The sequence below is a fragment of the Streptomyces sp. ME02-8801-2C genome, assembly GCF_033793965.1.
Taxonomy (GTDB): Bacteria; Actinomycetota; Actinomycetes; order Streptomycetales; family Streptomycetaceae; genus Streptomyces.
On record NZ_JARAXP010000010.1, the window covers coordinates 127,857 to 143,650 of the forward strand.

The following is a 15,794-nucleotide window of genomic DNA, read 5'->3' on the forward strand; positions in this document are numbered from 1 at the left end:
ATGGGCGGGCAAGGGCGCAGACGGCGGGAACCGTTGCGGCGGATACGGCTGTGGGTCGTCGGGGCCACGGCGAGCGCCGTGGTGGCCGCCGGACTCGGCACCGCCCCCGCGGTGTGGGCGACCCAGCGTCACGGGCACCACACCGTGGCGGCGCAGGCGGCCAAGAACGGTACGGCGGTCGCCTTCAAGGCCAGGACAGCCGCGAGGAACGACCCGGCGAAGGCCGCCGCCGCCCGTACCGCCGAGATCCTGTCCCGGCAGGTGAGCTGGCCCACCGCCTCCGCCAGGACGCTCCAGGTGGTGGCGAAGGCCGCCAAGTCCACTCCGGTCGGCAGTCTTCCCGTGAAGGTGACGGCGCCCGCAAAGGGCGCGGCCCCCACGAAGGTCACCGTCAGAACGGCCTCGCAGCAGACGGCCGCCGCTCTCGGCATCCATGGCGCGGTACTCTCCCTCGCCCGCGCCGACGGCCAGAAGACCACCGCGAAGGCCCGCCTCACACTGGACTATTCGCGCTTCGCCCACGCCTACGGCGGTGACTACGCCTCCCGGCTGTCCCTGGTCAGCCTGCCCGCCTGTGCGTTGACCACCCCGAAGCTCAAGAAGTGCCGTACGACGACTCCGCTGCCCACCACCAACGACACGTCGGCCGACACCCTCACCGCCACCACCCCGGTCACCTTCTCCGCGATGGCCCTCGCCGTGACCGCCGACACCAAGTCCGGTGCCGGTTCCTACGCGGCGACCCCGCTCAACCCGTCGGCGGCATGGAACGCGGGCGGCTCCAGCGGTGACTTCACCTGGTCCTACCCGCTGTCGGTGCCGCCGTCCAACGGGGGCCCGTCGCCCAGCCTCTCGCTCACCTACGACGCGCAGAGCGTCGACGGCCGGCTGCCCTCGACCAACAACCAGCCCTCGTGGGTCGGTGAGGGCTTCGACCTCACCACCGGGTACATCGAGCGGTCGTACGACTCCTGTGACGACGACGGGCAGTCCGGCAAGAACGACGAGTGCTGGGCGAACGACAACGCCACCCTCGTCCTCGGCGGCAAGTCCAGTCCGCTGATCAAGGATTCGACGACCGGTGCGTGGCACCCCAAGACCGACGACGGTGAGCGCGTCACCCACTCCACGGGCGCCACGAACGGCGACAACGACGGCGAGTACTGGACGGTCACCACCCAGGACGGCACCCAGTACGTCTTCGGCAAGAACCACCTGCCAGGCTGGACCACCGGCGCCGCCGCCACCAACTCCACCTGGACCGCTCCGGTGTTCGGCGACGACTCGGGTGAACCGGGATACGACCAGGGCACGTCGCTCGCCGGCCGTGCGCTCACCCAGGCCTGGCGCTGGAACCTGGACTACGTCGTGGACCCGCACGGCAACGCGATGTCGTACTGGTACACCAAGGAGACCAACTACTACGCCAAGAGCGGCACGACGACCGCCAACGGCACGGTGTACGACCGTGGCGGCTACCTCAGCCGCATCGACTACGGCGTCACCTCCTCCACCGTCTTCGGCACCGCCCCGGAGAAGGTCTCCTTCACCACCGCCGAGCGCTGTCTGGTCACGAGCACGGAGGACTGCTCGTCACTGACCTCGTCCACGTCCTCGGACTGGCCGGACGTGCCCTTCGACCAGATCTGCGCCTCCGGCAAGGTCTGCAGCGCCACCGGGCCGACCTTCTTCTCCCGTAAGCGGCTCACCGGCATCACCACGAGTGTGTGGGACGCGAGCCTCGCCACCCCCGCCTACCGTGACGTCGACTCCTGGGCGTTGGCCCATTCCTTCCCCGACCCGGGTGACGGCACCTCGGCCGGGCTGTGGCTGAAGTCCATCACCCGTACGGGCAAGGACGGTTCGACGACCGCCATGCCGCCGGTCACGTTCGCGGGCATCCAGCTGTACAACCGGGTGGACACGACCCACGACGACATCGCGGCGCTGGTCAAGTGGCGTGTGCGGACGATCACTTCGGAGACGGGTTCGGTCCTCACCGTCAACTACTCCGACCCGCAGTGCGTCGCCGGTACGACCATGCCGAGCGCGCCGGACTCCGACACCCTGCGCTGTTTCCCGACGTACTGGCAGCCGCCGTACACGCCGGATCCCCAACTGGACTGGTTCCACAAGTACGTCGTCACCCAGGTCACCGAGGCGGACCCGACGGGCGGAGCCCCGCTGAAGGAGACCGACTACACCTACAACGGCTCCCCGGCCTGGCACTACGACACCGACAACGTGACCGCGCCCGCCAAGCGCAAGACCTGGTCGCAGTGGCGCGGTTACGGCAGCGTGACCACGACCACGGGCGACGCGCAGTCGACCCGGACGAAGACGGTCGCCACGTACTTCCGCGGCATGGACGGCGACAAGCAGTCCGACGGGACCACGCGCAGCGTCAAGGTCGACGACTCCACCGGGGCTTCTGTCACCGACTCGGACCCGTTGGCCGGTAACGTCCGGGAGTCGGTCACCTACAACGGCTCCGCCGAGGTGTCCGGCATCATCACCGACCAGTGGATCCACCAGACGGCCACGGACGGCACCCGCAACGCGTACTTCACCCGCCCGGCGGCCGTGCACACCCGTACCGACCTGTCCGCCGGCGGCACCCGCGACACTCTGGTCTCGACGACGTACGACCCGACGACCGGTGTGGCGCTGACCGTTGACGACGCGGGCGACACCGCCGTCACGGGCGACGAGCAGTGCACCCGCACCACGATCGCGAACAACACCACCGACTGGCTGATGGCCTTCCCGGTGCGCGTCGAAACGGTCGACACGGCCTGCGGCGCGACGCCGACCCGCCCCGACGACGTGGTCTCCGACGTCCGCACCCTCTACGACAGCCAGTCCTACGGCACCGCCCCCACCCTCGGCGACGAGACGTCGACCCAGCGCATGTCGTCGTACAGCAGCGGCAGCCCCGTCTACCAGACGGTCTCCACCAGCCACTACGACACCCAGGGCCGCGTCGACTCCGTCAAGGACGCCGACCAGACCGTGGTCAGCAAGACCACCTACACCCCGGCCACGGGCGGCCCTGTCACCAGCACGGTCACCACGGACGCCAAGAGCTACTCGACGACCACGAACTTCGACCCGGCGCGCGGCCTGGCCACCTCGGTCGTCGACCCCAACAGCAAGCGCACGGACTACGCGTACGACGGCCTGGGCCGGCTGACCAAACTCTGGCTGGCCAACCGCAGCAAGTCCTCGGGCCAGACCGCGAGCCTCGTCTACACCTACGCCATCTCCAACTCGGCGGCCTCCGTGGTCTCCACGGGCAAACTCAACAACGACGGCACGACCTACGACACGACGTACGCCCTGTACGACGCTCTGCTGCGGCCCCGCCAGACGCAGACCCCGGCGCCGGGCGGCGGCCGGGTCATCGCCGAGACCAAGTACGACAGCCGCGGGCTCGCCGTGGAGGCCGACGCCGACTACACCGACAACACCTCCCCGTCCGGGACCCTGGCGAACATCACCTCGGCGGTGCCGTCCCAGACCCTGACCACCTACGACGGCGCGGGCCGCGCCACGGCGGAGGACTTCTACGCGCTCGGCACCAAGCGCTGGACGACCTCCACCGCGTACGGCGGCGACCGCACCACCGTCACCCCGCCCAAGGGCGGCATCGCGACCACGACCCTGACCGACACGCTCGGCCGCACGGTCGAGACCCGGCAGTACGACAACGGCACACCGAGCGGTTCCTACACGTCGATCAAGTACACCTACAACCCGAAGGGCCAGCTGAAGGAGGTCGTCGACGACGACGGCAACACGTGGTCGTACGGCTACGACCTGATGGGCCGTAGGACGACGTCGACGGACCCGGACACGGGCACGACGAGCACGGAGTACAACGAGCTGGACCAGATCGCCTCGACGACGAGCGCGGTCGGCACGTCCGATGCGAAGACGCTCAGCTACTCGTACGACATCCTCGGCCGCAGGACCGACCTCTACGACGGCAGCACCAAGGACGCGGCGCACGAACTGGCCAAGTGGACCTTCGACTCGGTGGCCAAGGGGCAGCCGACGTCGGCGATCCGGTACGTCGGCGGCTCGTCCGGCCAGGCGTACATCAGCCAGGTCGGCGCCTACGACTCCCTGTACCGGCCGACGGTGACCCGGATGGTCGTCCCGTCGGTCACGGGTGAGGAAGCGCTGGCGGGCACGTACTCGTCGACGACCGGCTACAACCTCGACGGCACCGTCCAGGTCTCCTCCGACCCGGCAGCCGGCGGTCTTGCTTCGGAGTCGCTGGAGTACGGCTACAACGACCTGGGCATGCCGACGACGCTGAGTGGCACCACCGGCTATGTCCAGAACACGAACTACTCGAAGCAGGGCGACATCACTCAGCTCACGCTGGGGGTTTCCTCCTCGGACACCGCCAAGTGGCTCCAGATCACGAACACCTACGAGGACGGCACCCGTCGTCTCCAGCGTGAACTGGTCACCGACGACGCGCAGTCGGCGCCCGTGCAGGACACGTCCTACAGCTACGACGACGCGGGCAACCCGACGAAGGTCGCCACGCACGCCGACGGCACCGACGACGTCCAGTGCTACCGCTACGACGGCCACGACCGGCTCACCGAGGCCTGGACGGCGACGGACGGCTGCGCCGCCGCCGCATCCGTGGCGGTCCTCGGCGGCCCGGCGCCGTACTGGCAGAGCTTCTCCTACGACGACCTGGGCAACCGCAGGACGCAGACCAACCACGCCACCACGACAGGCGGTTCGGACGCGACGACGTCGTTCGTCTATCCGCCCCAGGGCACGGCCCAGGCGCACACGCTGACGTCGTCGAGCACGGTCGTGGGCTCCGCCACGACCACGAACTCCTACACGTACGACCACTCGGGCAACACCCGCACCCGCACCCTGGGCGGCACGACCCAGACGCTGGACTGGGACTCCGAGGGCCACCTGGCCAAGGTGACCAACGCGGACGGGACGTCGGCCTCCTACCTCTACGACGCCGACGGCGACCGGCTGCTCTCGCGTGACGACTCCGGGACGACGCTGTACCTGGGCGACACCGAGGTGCACCTCGCCAAGGGCGCGACGACGACCACGGGCACGCGCTACTACACGTGGGCGGGCCAGACGGTCGCGGTGCGCACGAGTACGGGCAGCCTGCAGTGGCAGGTGACGGACGCGCACGACACCGCGGAGACGGCCGTGGACGCGGCGACGCAGACGATCGCGCGGCGTCGGCTCGACCCGTTCGGCAACACGCGTGGTACGCAGCCGAGTTCAGGGTCGTGGCTGGGAGACAAGGGCTTCGTCAGCGGTGTGCAGGACACGGTGACGGGGCTGACGCACCTGGGGGCGAGGGAGTACGACTCGACGACCGGCCGGTTCGTCTCGGACGACCCGGTCCTGGAGCTGGCGGACGCCCAGCAGATCGACGGGTACACGTACGCGGCGGACAACCCGATCACGGGCAGCGACCCGACGGGCCTGGACAACTGGGCCAGCGACCCGACCATCAACGTCTGTGCCATCGACTGCGAACCCCAGGGTTCGTCCGCACTGGTCGACACCGGCGCGCTCAACAGCAGCAGCAGCTCGACGACCCACCACAGCGGCGGGGGCGGGGGCGGAAGCTCGCACCACAGTTGCGGCTGGTCCTTCTCCTGCTATGCCAAGAAGGCCTACCACGCGGTTGAGCGACACCCCGTGATCGCGGCCGTGGTAGCCACGGCGGTGGTGGTCGGCGCGGTCGCCTGTGTGGCGGCGACGGCGGGCGCGTGCGGCGCCGTCCTGGTGGCGGGTGCCGAGGGCTTCACGGCGGGGGCCGAGATCGGTGGCCTGGGGGCCGCTGTCACAGGAGCGGCCGCCGGGGTGATCGGCGAAGGCGGGGCGGTGGTCGCGGGAGCCGCGGGCGTCGCCGGGCTGGGTGCCGCGGCTGTGGCAAAGGGGGCCAAGACGGCGGCCAAGTCCGAGGCGGCGGCATCGTCCGGTGCGGCTGCCGCCGGTTCGGAAGCGGCGTCGACGGCCGGCAGCGGTGTCCGCTCGGCGGGCGCGTACCGGGGGAGTTCCCAGAAGGCGCCCGGAGGCCAGAAGGGGGCGGGCGTGAGCGTCAGGCACGTCAAGATGGCGCTGGGCCGGGCCGGCATGAGCGTGGACCACTTCGACATCGTGCACGTCCCGGAGATCACGACGGCGGACGGCCTGCTCGCCTACGGCTACAGCCCGCACCCGGGAGGTCTGCCGGAACTGGGTCCCCGCGGGCGGCCGGCGATCCAGATCTCGGACATGGGTCTCGCCGACATGGACACGGCGGTCACCACGATCTTCCACGAGGCCTACCATCACCAGAGCTTTGCGACGATGGGTCTGGCCGACTTCGGTGGCAAGGAGTCTGCCGCAGAGGCATACGGACTGAGAATGCTTGATCTCTTCAACAGGAGATCAGGCCGGTGAAGCGACCCGAGACCGGTGAGAGGCGACCCGTGAAATCGTACGACTGGAGGCATGTCCAGGCGCTGGGCGCCGGTCCTCGGTTCATTGACGAACCGAGGGAACGGGAGTGCCCCGTCTGCGGAAACATCGCGGTGCGCACCTATATGTACGCCTCCGACCGCGGGCCCGGCCGGGAGACCGTGATCAGCTACACGTGGTGCGCCTCCTGCGGGCACTTCACCGGGAACACGGGCCCGAGGCCGACAGGGCTGCGGTTCACGGATCCCCTGGCCGCGCTGTCCCGTGCGGACAGGATCGACATGGAATCCGACAGCGATCTCTTCTTCCGGAAACTCGATCGTCTGTGGGATTCCGGCGAACTGCCGCAACGGTTCGAACGCGTGTAGCGAGCGAAGAGAAGCGTTACGAGGAAGACGGGGAAAAGGAGAGGGTGCGGGCGGATGGGGCATGTCATATCCGCGGAACGCCGTTCCGCCGGTACCGAGACGATGCTGGATGTGCTGCTGCGCTGGGCGTGGATCCGGCGTCGTACGGCCGCGCGGGACATCGCCGACTTCGACGGCGGGCAGCCGCTGCGGGTCGTCGGGTTCACGCAGAGCATCGGCGGCACGGTCAACGTCTCGGTCGGCAAGGGCAAGCAGATCGCGCGGCTCAGGCAGGGCTACCTGCGGCTCGCCGCGGGTGAGCCGCCGGTGTGGAAAGACGCGCGGGGCGGCCGGAGCGCGACTCTCCAGGCGCCGTTCAGGCTGAGGCCGGCAAGCGGGAAGGTGCGGTCGGCGCCGAAGTTCGAGCGGTACGAACTCGTCACGGGTGCGGGGACGTACGACCTCGCGGTGCCGAAGAAGGACGGGGAACTGGTGCGGCACGCGTTCGGCGGTGGGGCCGGGCTTCGGTGACTTCCGAGGGGGGCGGATGCTGCTGCCCCCTTGCCCGATGAACTACTCGGCCGGACGCCACGTATCAGTCTCGGTGGGTCGACGGGCGTGGGTCTGTCGTGGGTTGCATCGCGCAGCGATCGTCGGGTGTCGGCGGGGGGTTGTGAACGCGGTGCCCGGGGGAAAAGGGCTGAGCCATTTCTGTGGATTCGAGCCGTTCGTTCAGTGGCACTCTCGACGTGGTCGTCCCAGCGGGGCCGGCGGAGGGGGTGAGTGGGGGAGACGTACGTCGGCAGGTGCTGGGGCTGGATGGTCTTCGTGGTCTGGCGGCGCTGTATGTGGTGCTGTTCCACTGCTGGTTGTACACGTTCCCGGGGTATCCCGACAGTTCGGCGCCTCCCTGGCTGGACGGGCTGATGTTCGGGCGTCTGGCCGTCGTCTTCTTTCTGGTGTTGTCCGGGTTCTCCCTGGCGATCTCTCCGGCGCGTCACGGGTGGAAGTCGGGGGGCGTCGGGCAGTTTCTGCGCCGTCGGGCCTGGCGGATTCTTCCTCCGTATTGGGCGGCGCTGGTCATGAGCCTGCTCATTTCCTGGTTCGTGGTGCCCGCTTCGCGTTTCGGACCGCCTACGGGCGAGTCAGTTCTGGTGTACGGCCTTCTCGCTCAGGACATGGTCACCGCACCGACACCGAACGGTGCGTTCTGGTCGATCGGGGTGGAGGCCGAGCTCTATGTCCTCTTTCCCCTGCTGCTTTTCGTGCGACGGCGGTGGGGCGCGGTCGTCATGGTCGCGTTCGCGAGTCTTCCGGTGGTCGCTCTTGCGATGACGGCGGTTGGCGGGTCTCCTGTGGAGGGCGCCAACCAGCTCGCTCCCCATCTCGCTCCGGTGTTCGTGGCCGGTGTGGCGGGTGCGGGGATCGTCGTGGCGTCGGACCGGGTGCGGCGCCTGCCCTGGGGATGGTTCGCCGTCGTGGCCGCCTTGCCGGTGCTGGCTCTCGGTGTCGTTCGAGGGTCTGTGTGGACGGTGACCCATTACTTCTGGGTGGATCTCGCCGTCGCTCCCGCCATGACGATGCTGATCGCCGCGGTCGCCACCGGCAGACCCGCCGCCCTCGTGCGGCTGCTGACCGCGCGGCCCGTTCGGAGTCTCGGGAGTTTCTCCTACAGTCTTTATCTGATCCATCTGCCGATCGTGCTGGCTGTTATTCGCCGGGTGGCCCCGCATTTCGTATCGCCCGGGCTGCCCACATTCGGGTTCACGCTTCTTGTGGCCCTGCCGGTTTCGGTGGTCGGGGCATGGCTTTTCGCCCGGATCTTCGAGCTTCCCTTCAAGGGAAGCAGGTCCTGGAAATCTATGATCGCCTTGTGTCGTTCCCGTTTGACGGCCGGGAACGCGCGAGACCTTCGGCGGCTTTGATCATCCGGTTCGGGCTTGTCGCTCGGGGACGGCTGTGGCCGGAGACTCGGTCGTGGTGTCGGGTGCGGGCCTGTCGCCGTTGCCGGCTTCCTGCATCCGGTCCAACTCCGGTCAGCCCAGTGAGGTGAGGGAACGCCGGGGCAGGACGATGGGGGCGGACCTGGACCTTCTGGGCCGGCCTGGTCGGGCCGGACGTGGCGTTCCTGCAAGGGCTCGGCGAGGAGCGGGCCGGCCAAAGCGCCCTGCCGCGCTCGGCCGTGAGTCTCCACAACGGGCTGCACAACCCCGTGGCCCCCGCCTCCGTACTGGCTCTCGGCCTGGCGACCCTCTCCCAGCCGCTGGTGGTCGGCGGCCTCGGCTGGTTCGCCCACATCGCCCTGGACCGGGCATTCGGCTTCGGCCTGCGCCGCCCCGACGGCCACATGCACTGACCGCTACGGCATCAGGGCCGACGGGGGACCACAGCTCGGATTGATCCGCACGCCCCTCAGGCGCCAAGGACGTCCAGCGCGGCGGCGTGCACGCCCGGCGCTGCGGCGATGTAGCTCTCGCTGGTCAGGTCCCACGGCTTGCCCTCGAGGTCGGTCACGACGCCGCCGGCCTCCTGGACCAGCAGCACACCCGCCGCGTGGGACCGGACGTTGTCGAACTGCCAGTGCAGGTCCATCCGGCCCGCGGCGACCTGGGCGAGCTGGTGGGTCACCGGTACGGAGACCCGTACGTAGAGCGCGGCGTACGACATCGCGGCGAAGGCGGAGCCCATGCGTGTCGCGAGGGCGCGGTCGTGACCCGGCTGGGCCTGGCCCGTACCGGCCAGAGCACCGTTCAGCGACGTCTTGTCCGAAACCCGCAGCCGTACCCCGTTGAGGAACGCCCCGCCGTCCTCGGTCGCGGTGAACATCTCGTCGAGGACCGGGAAGTAGACCACCGACAGCACCGGGCGGCCGTCGCGGACGAGGCTCACGCCGATGTTCCAGTCGGGCATGCCGTGCACGGCGTTGACGTTGCCGCCGACCGGGTCGACGAGCCACCACTCGCCGGCGGCCAGCGGCCCCGATCCGTGCTCGTCGTTGAGCCAGCCCGCGCTCGGGAGTGCCTCGGTCAGCGCCGGGCGCAATGTGCCGACGACGGCCGCGTCATTGGCCTGGAGGCTCGCGAGCAGCTCGGGGAGCCCGGAGTGACGGGGCGGGGTGGGGGAGTAGCGGGTCATCATCCGGTCGCCGGCGTGACGGACGGCGGCGACGGTGGCGGCAAGCAGTTCCTGGGTCACAGCACTCATGGGATGCTCCTTGAAGTTGATCGAAGTGAATCTGTGTCGCGTGAGGATTTACCTGTATGCAATTGGACTTGAATCTGCTGACCGTGCTCGACGCCCTCCTCGAAGAGGGCAGTGTGATGGGCGCGGCCGAGCGGCTGCACCTGTCCTCGCCGGCGGTCAGCCGCACTCTCGGCCGGCTTCGCGCCGTCACGGGGGACGACATCCTGGTGCGCACGGGCCACTCGATGACTCCCACCCCGTACGCGGTGTCGGTGCGGGAGGACGTGCACCGGCTGGTCAGGCAGGCGCGTGAGGTGCTCTCGCCGGTCCGTGAGCTGGACCTGGCCGAGTTGGACCGCACGTTCACGATCCAGTGCCACGACGCGGTGGCCGCGTCGCTGCTGCCCGTACTGGTCGGGAGGATCCAGCGGCTCGCTCCCGGGGCGCAGTTGGTGGTGCTGGCGGAGAACACCGTCGACACCGACGACCTGCGACACGGCCGCGTCGATCTGGAACTCGGCGGCGGCAGGCCCGGTCTGCCGGAGTTCCGGTCCGAGCCGCTCGGCGACGACCGGCTGGTCGTGGCGATGCGCGCGGACCACCCCTGTGCCGCCGGACTCGACCTGGCTTCCTACGCGGCGCAGCCGCATGTGGTGATCTCCCGGCGTGGCCGCCTCACCGCGCCGATCGACGACGTGCTGGCCGCCGAGGGTCTGCGGCGCCGGGTGGTGGCGTCGGTGGCGACGGTGTCCAGCGCCCTCCAGATCGCCGCCCGGGGTGACGCGCTGGTCACCTGTACGGCGATCTTCGGCCGCCCGCTCATCGAGGCGTTCGGGCTGCTCGCCCGGCCGTTGCCGATCGAGTTCCCGGCGGCGGCGATCAACTGCAACTGGCACCAGCGGTACGACTCCGACCCCGCCCACGCCTGGCTCCGCGAGCAGGTCCGGGCGTCCTTCGAGGAGATCACCGCCGACTGACTCTCGGCCTACTCCGCCAACGGCAGGGCCACGACTCCGGTAAAGCCTGGCGCCTCGGCCTCGTCGAGCATCGCGGCGGCGACCGTTTCCCGGCTGACCTTCGCGCCGAGGTCGAAGGGCGGCGCGGAGTCCAGGCCGACCGTGCGCCTACGGGGGCTTTCCGGCCCGTCGGTGAGCATCCCGGCGTGGAAGACGGTGCCCCCGGCCGCGAGAACGGTGTTGTCGGCCTCGACCTTGTCCGGGAGCCGGTCGCCCAGGACCTGGTGGAGCACTCGCGCGCCGTCACCTGCCGCTTCGGCCGACCTGCCCGTGCCGTAGGCGCCGAGCCAGATGACGCGCCGCGGGCCGGCCGCGACGACGGCTCGGGCGCCGGTCAGGAGAATCCCGGCCCGGTCGGTACCGAGCGCTGAGAGGACCACGGAATCGCCGTCCACGACGGCGGCGATGCCCGCCGCGTCGTTCACGTCTCCGGCCACTTTGCGCAGGTTCGGAGAGTCGGGGAGGGCGATCCGCTGGGGATCACGCGCGATGGCGGTCACGGTGTGACCACGTCGCAGCGCCTGTCGGGTGAGGGCGATTCCGGTCTGGCCGGAGGCCGCGAGGACGGTGAGGTTCATGCCGAGACGCTAGGGAACTACTCACTTAACATCAAGTGCAAGTAACTGAACCGATGATTTACCTGGACGCAATTAAGTATCTGTATGTGTCTCCCTGTGGCTACGGCGCCGAATGAATCGCGACAACTCCACCGCGCCGGTCACCGCGAACGCGAGCCCGATGCCGACGGCGACAGCAAGGAGCGTGTTCTCCTGGAAGAAGACGCCGCCGAGATAACCCGACAGTGCGGTGTACGCGCTCCACGTGGCGGTGGAAATCGCGACGTACGTCATGAACTTGCGCAGCGGATATCCCACCACCCCTGCCGTTCCTGTGGCGAGATAGCGTCCGATCGGAATGAACCGCGTGGAGACGAGCACAAAACCGCCGCGTGATTCGAGTTCGCGCTCGAACCAGTCATACGCCGTCCGGCGCTTGGTGCCTACAGGTAGGCGTTGTAATACACGGTTCCCCATCAACCGGCCGATGGTGTAAGGAACAAGGTCGCCGAGAAAGGCGCCGACCGTCGTAGCGGCGATGACGAGAAATATGTTCGTCTGCCCGGTTGCACCGGCGATGCCTGCGAGGATCACGACAGGTTCACTCGGGATCAACGGGAGGAAGGAGTCGAGTAAGGACACCGCGATGAGTACGGCATAAAGTGCGGGAGACGTTGTCAACGACTCCGCGAGGTCTATCCAGTCCGGCATCTGCTGTCCGCCTCTGCTGTATCGGGTGTCAGGTGACGGGTGCCGTGGTGAGCATCCAGTGGCTGAACGCGGCGTACCGCTGCGCGAACTCGGCTGCGTCACAGGCGTGTTCGACGGCGGCGGAGTGCTCGCGCACCGCGTCGAAGCGGGCGGCGCGGGCCCGTTCGTAGATGGCGAGGGCCTTTTCGAGGTCGGCCTCGGCTGTGAGGCTGCCGCGCAGGACGCCGACGTCCTCGATGCCGAGGGTGCCGCCGGAGGCGATGTGCGGGGACAGCCCGTGCGCGGCGTCACCGATCAGGGCGACGCGGGCGCTGGTCCAGCGCGGCAGTTCCGGGACCAGGGTGACCTGGTTCTCCAGGATGGACTCCTCGGGCGTTTCGGCGATCAGGGCGAGGAGCTCGTCGTTCCATCCCGCCTCGGCCAGATTCCGCGCGCGTTCGAGTGCCCGTTCGCGTCTGCTTCCGGTGAGCGGTCCGGCGTCGAACTGGTTGACCATCCACATGGTCCGGCCATGAGCGATCCGCGCGTATCCGCCGCGGGTCCGGCGGTGCCCGACGGTCAGCACGGTGGCTGCCGGGTCCTGGTCTCCGGTCGGCACGATCGCACGCCAGGCGTAGTGACCGGGGTGCCGTACGGCGTCGCTTCCCGGGACCAGCTGCCCGCGCACGCGGGAGTGGACGCCGTCCGCGCCGATGAGCAGATCCGCGCGAAGCGTCTCGCCGTCGGCGAGGTGCACGAGGACGTCCGCGTCGGTCTCGGTATATCCGGTCACCTGCGCGCCGAGACGAATCCGGTCGCGACCGATGGTGTCGGCCAGGAGATCGTTCAACTCGGCACGTGGCACAAGAAGGAACCGGTGATCGCTGTCGGTGTAACCGGGGGCGCGGACCGGATCGCCGGCGGGATTGAAGAACCAGGTGTTCTGTTCAACGCCCGCGCCGCGAATTTCCGAGCCGATCCCGAGATGCTCGAATTCGCGCAACGCATTGGCCCACAGCCCGATACCGGCGCCGACGGCTCGAATCTGCGGCGCCTGTTCCAGTACGACGACATCGTGCCCGATGCTTTTGAGGGAGGCCGCGGCCGTGAGTCCTACCAGGCCGCCGCCTGCGATCACTGTGAATTTCTTGGGCAACTTCTTGACTCCTTCGTGTGACGTTCAATTGCCGTCAGAGGCCTGTCTCGACACTACGAGAAGCCGGCGCATGCATCAAATGCAATTTAGTCAATGAGGGATTTACTTGAGCGCATTTGAATCCGTACGGCGGGAGCGGATGAGTCTTGGGCGCCGGCGGGGGTTGCGGAACCGTGTGCGTTTTTGCTTCGCCATGGCCTCTGCATGATCGAACGACTACACGTATGTGGTCATGATGGTTGCCGGAAGTAAGGCATGCCTTCGCTAAGTCGTGCCGTCCAGGGCCGGGGGTCGTGCCAGGAAAGGGCCGCAGCACATGTGGGACGACGCGTTTCCGAGTTTCCTGATCGGACTGAGGGAGGGACTCGAAGCCGGGCTCATCGTCTCCATCCTGGTCGCCACCCTGGTACGGGCCGGTGCGAAGTCCCGGCTGCCGCAGGTCTGGACAGGCGTCCTGGCCGCGATCGCGCTGGCGATGAGCTTCGGCGCGGTCCTCACCTTCACCGCGGCCTCGCTCTCGGCGACCGCCCAGGAAGCGTTCGGCGGCGCACTCAGTGTGGTGGCCGTCGCCTTCGTCACCGCGATGGTGTTCTGGATGCGCCGCTCGGCGCGCAGCCTCTCCGGCGAGATCAAGGACAAGGTCACCGACGCGCTGACGATGGGCGCCGGCATGCTGATCGTCACCTCGTTCCTGGCTGTGGGCCGTGAGGGCCTGGAGACCGCGCTGTTCCTGTGGACCACGGCCCGCGCGGCCGACGAGTCCACCGGCCCACTGGCCGGCGCGGGCATCGGCCTCGTCCTCGCGGCGGGCCTGGCCTGGGGCCTCTACCGCCGGGTCCTGAGGATCGATCTGACGAGGTTCTTCACCGCCACCGGCGTCGTACTCATCGTCATCGCGGCCGGCGTCCTCGGCTACGGCCTGCGCGACCTGCAGGAAGGCGGGGTGCTGCCCGGGAAGACGTCGTACGCCGTGGACCTGAGCGGCAGCGTCGACGCCGGCTCCTGGTACGGCACCCTGGTCCAGGGTGTGTTCAACCTGACGCCGACGATGACGTGGCTTCAGATGGTGACGTACGTCGGCTATCTCGCCGTGGTGATGAGCCTGTTCCTGCGAGGCGTTCGCGCTCCGGTGGCGAGAGCTGCATCACCGGAGCCCACCCAGCCCACCCGGGCCGGGGCGTCGACCAGGCACCGTCCCGCGTGGGTGGTGCCCGTCGCGGTGGTCGCCGTACCCGCGGTCCTCGCCGGACTCGTGGTCGCCTTCGGCGACTCCAAGCGCGCCGCCCAGACGGTGGCCGTCTCCGAGACGCAGTGCGGCAAGGGCTTCACCGCGCCCAGAGCGGGCCGGCAGACCTTCCAGATGCACAACACCGGCCACCAGACCTCCGAGGTCTACCTCGTCGACCCGGCGACCAACGCGGTCTACGGCGAGATCGAGGGTCTGGCGCCCGGCACCACCCGTGACCTTGTCGCCACCGTCGCCGACGGATCGTACGCCTGGCGCTGCGTACCCACCGGCGGAAAGCCCGTCACCTCGCAGGCCGTCCGGGTCACCGGCGGCGCCGGCGGGGCCCACGCGGTCATACCCGTCTCCGAGAAGGATCTGGCCACGTCGCTCAGGTCCTACAAGACGTACGTGGACCGGGGTCTGGCCGCACTCGTCGGCCAGACCCGCCGCCTCAGCGACGACATCGACGGCGACCGTCTCGACAGGGCCCGCACGGACTGGCTGACCGCCCACCGCACCTACGCCTCCCTCGGCGCCGCCTACGGCACCTTCGAGGACTTCGACCAGAAGATCAACGGCAGGCCCGACGGGCTGCCCGCAGGGGTGCACGACAAGGACTTCACCGGCTTCGGCAGGATCGAGTACGGGCTGTGGCACGGCCGCAACGCGAGCGAGCTGAAGGCCCCCGCGAGGCAACTCGCGGCGGACACGGTCGAGTTGCGCAAAGCCTTCCCCACCCAGGACTTCGACCCCGGCGATCTGCCTCTGCGCGCCCACGAGATCCTGGAGAACACTCTCCAGTTCGAGCTGACCGGCGACGCCGACCAGGGCAGCGGCACCGAACTCGCCGTCACCGACGCCAACCTCACCGGCACCCGCGAACTCCTGTCCGTACTACGGCCGTTGCTGACCACCCGGGCGCCGCACCTGCTCACCACCGTCGACGCCGACATCGCGCGCCTCCAGAAACTCCTGGACGCGGAGCACCACGGTGCCGTCTGGACGCCCGTCGACAAGCTCGATGCGATCACCCGCGCCCGCCTCAACGGCGTCACCGGGCAACTGCTGGAGGACCTGGCGCCGGTGCCGGACCTGCTGGAGATCCGGAAGTCCGCCTGATGCCCGCCGGCGAAGCACATGAGA

General features: G+C 69.0%; 10 protein-coding genes and 1 pseudogene. 7 read left to right on the forward strand and 4 right to left on the reverse strand.

Annotated elements, in window-relative coordinates; all coding sequences use genetic code 11:
• From PV396_RS30370 to PV396_RS30390, 5 genes and pseudogenes are all read left to right on the forward strand, one after another.
• The gene (locus tag PV396_RS30370; RefSeq protein WP_319210111.1) at positions 1 to 6,456 is read left to right on the forward strand and encodes an RHS repeat-associated core domain-containing protein; all 6,456 of its coding nucleotides are present in this window, start codon (positions 1 to 3) and stop codon (positions 6,454 to 6,456) included.
• A 29-nt stretch (positions 6,457 to 6,485) separates the two neighbouring features.
• Positions 6,486 to 6,842 (forward strand): hypothetical protein, encoded by a 357-nt coding sequence (locus PV396_RS30375; protein ID WP_319210113.1) that lies wholly within the window; start codon positions 6,486 to 6,488, stop codon positions 6,840 to 6,842.
• A gap of 54 nt (positions 6,843 to 6,896) precedes the next feature.
• Positions 6,897 to 7,352 carry a hypothetical protein gene (locus tag PV396_RS30380; RefSeq protein WP_319210115.1) on the forward strand — a complete coding sequence of 152 codons (456 nt, stop codon included), beginning with the start codon at positions 6,897 to 6,899 and terminating at the stop codon, positions 7,350 to 7,352.
• Positions 7,353 to 7,627: 275 nt separating this feature from the next.
• Positions 7,628 to 8,746, forward strand: a complete 1,119-nt coding sequence (locus PV396_RS30385) for an acyltransferase (protein ID WP_319210117.1) — start codon at positions 7,628 to 7,630, stop codon at positions 8,744 to 8,746.
• A 170-nt stretch (positions 8,747 to 8,916) separates the two neighbouring features.
• Positions 8,917 to 9,177: pseudogene (locus tag PV396_RS30390) on the forward strand (DUF4260 family protein); the annotation flags it as partial.
• Between the two features lie 56 nt (positions 9,178 to 9,233).
• Here PV396_RS30390 and PV396_RS30395 read toward each other — a convergent pair.
• Positions 9,234 to 10,016 carry an inositol monophosphatase gene (locus PV396_RS30395; RefSeq protein ID WP_319210331.1) on the reverse strand — a complete coding sequence of 261 codons (783 nt, stop codon included), beginning with the start codon at positions 10,014 to 10,016 and terminating at the stop codon, positions 9,234 to 9,236.
• A gap of 65 nt (positions 10,017 to 10,081) precedes the next feature.
• Between PV396_RS30395 and PV396_RS30400 the strand changes: the two genes are divergently transcribed.
• Positions 10,082 to 10,981, forward strand: coding sequence for a LysR family transcriptional regulator (locus PV396_RS30400; protein ID WP_319210119.1), 900 nt, complete (start codon positions 10,082 to 10,084; stop codon positions 10,979 to 10,981).
• A gap of 8 nt (positions 10,982 to 10,989) precedes the next feature.
• Here PV396_RS30400 and PV396_RS30405 read toward each other — a convergent pair whose 3' ends face one another.
• From PV396_RS30405 to PV396_RS30415, 3 genes are all read right to left on the reverse strand, one after another.
• The gene (locus tag PV396_RS30405; protein ID WP_319210121.1) at positions 10,990 to 11,598 is read right to left on the reverse strand and encodes an NAD(P)-binding oxidoreductase; all 609 of its coding nucleotides are present in this window, start codon (positions 11,596 to 11,598) and stop codon (positions 10,990 to 10,992) included.
• A gap of 72 nt (positions 11,599 to 11,670) precedes the next feature.
• Positions 11,671 to 12,288 (reverse strand): DedA family protein, encoded by a 618-nt coding sequence (locus PV396_RS30410; protein WP_319210123.1) that lies wholly within the window; start codon positions 12,286 to 12,288, stop codon positions 11,671 to 11,673.
• 28 nt (positions 12,289 to 12,316) lie between these two features.
• Entirely contained in the window at positions 12,317 to 13,405 is a 1,089-nt protein-coding gene (locus PV396_RS30415) for an FAD-dependent oxidoreductase (RefSeq protein WP_319210332.1), read from the reverse strand.
• A 334-nt stretch (positions 13,406 to 13,739) separates the two neighbouring features.
• Between PV396_RS30415 and efeU the strand changes: the two genes are divergently transcribed.
• Positions 13,740 to 15,770, forward strand: a complete 2,031-nt coding sequence (gene efeU, locus PV396_RS30420; protein WP_319210125.1) for an iron uptake transporter permease EfeU — start codon at positions 13,740 to 13,742, stop codon at positions 15,768 to 15,770.
• Positions 15,771 to 15,794: the final 24 nt, after the last annotated feature.

Bases quoted from the DNA above. Each gene is read 5' to 3' on its own strand.
- PV396_RS30405 (WP_319210121.1), bottom strand. From the start codon at position 11,598: ATGAACCTCACCGTCCTCGCGGCCTCCGGCCAGACCGGAATCGCCCTC.
- PV396_RS30400 (WP_319210119.1), top strand. From the start codon at position 10,082: ATGCAATTGGACTTGAATCTGCTGACCGTGCTCGACGCCCTCCTCGAA.
- PV396_RS30370 (WP_319210111.1), top strand. From the start codon at position 1: ATGGGCGGGCAAGGGCGCAGACGGCGGGAACCGTTGCGGCGGATACGG.
- efeU (WP_319210125.1), top strand. From the start codon at position 13,740: ATGTGGGACGACGCGTTTCCGAGTTTCCTGATCGGACTGAGGGAGGGA.
- PV396_RS30380 (WP_319210115.1), top strand. From the start codon at position 6,897: ATGGGGCATGTCATATCCGCGGAACGCCGTTCCGCCGGTACCGAGACG.
- PV396_RS30410 (WP_319210123.1), bottom strand. From the start codon at position 12,288: ATGCCGGACTGGATAGACCTCGCGGAGTCGTTGACAACGTCTCCCGCA.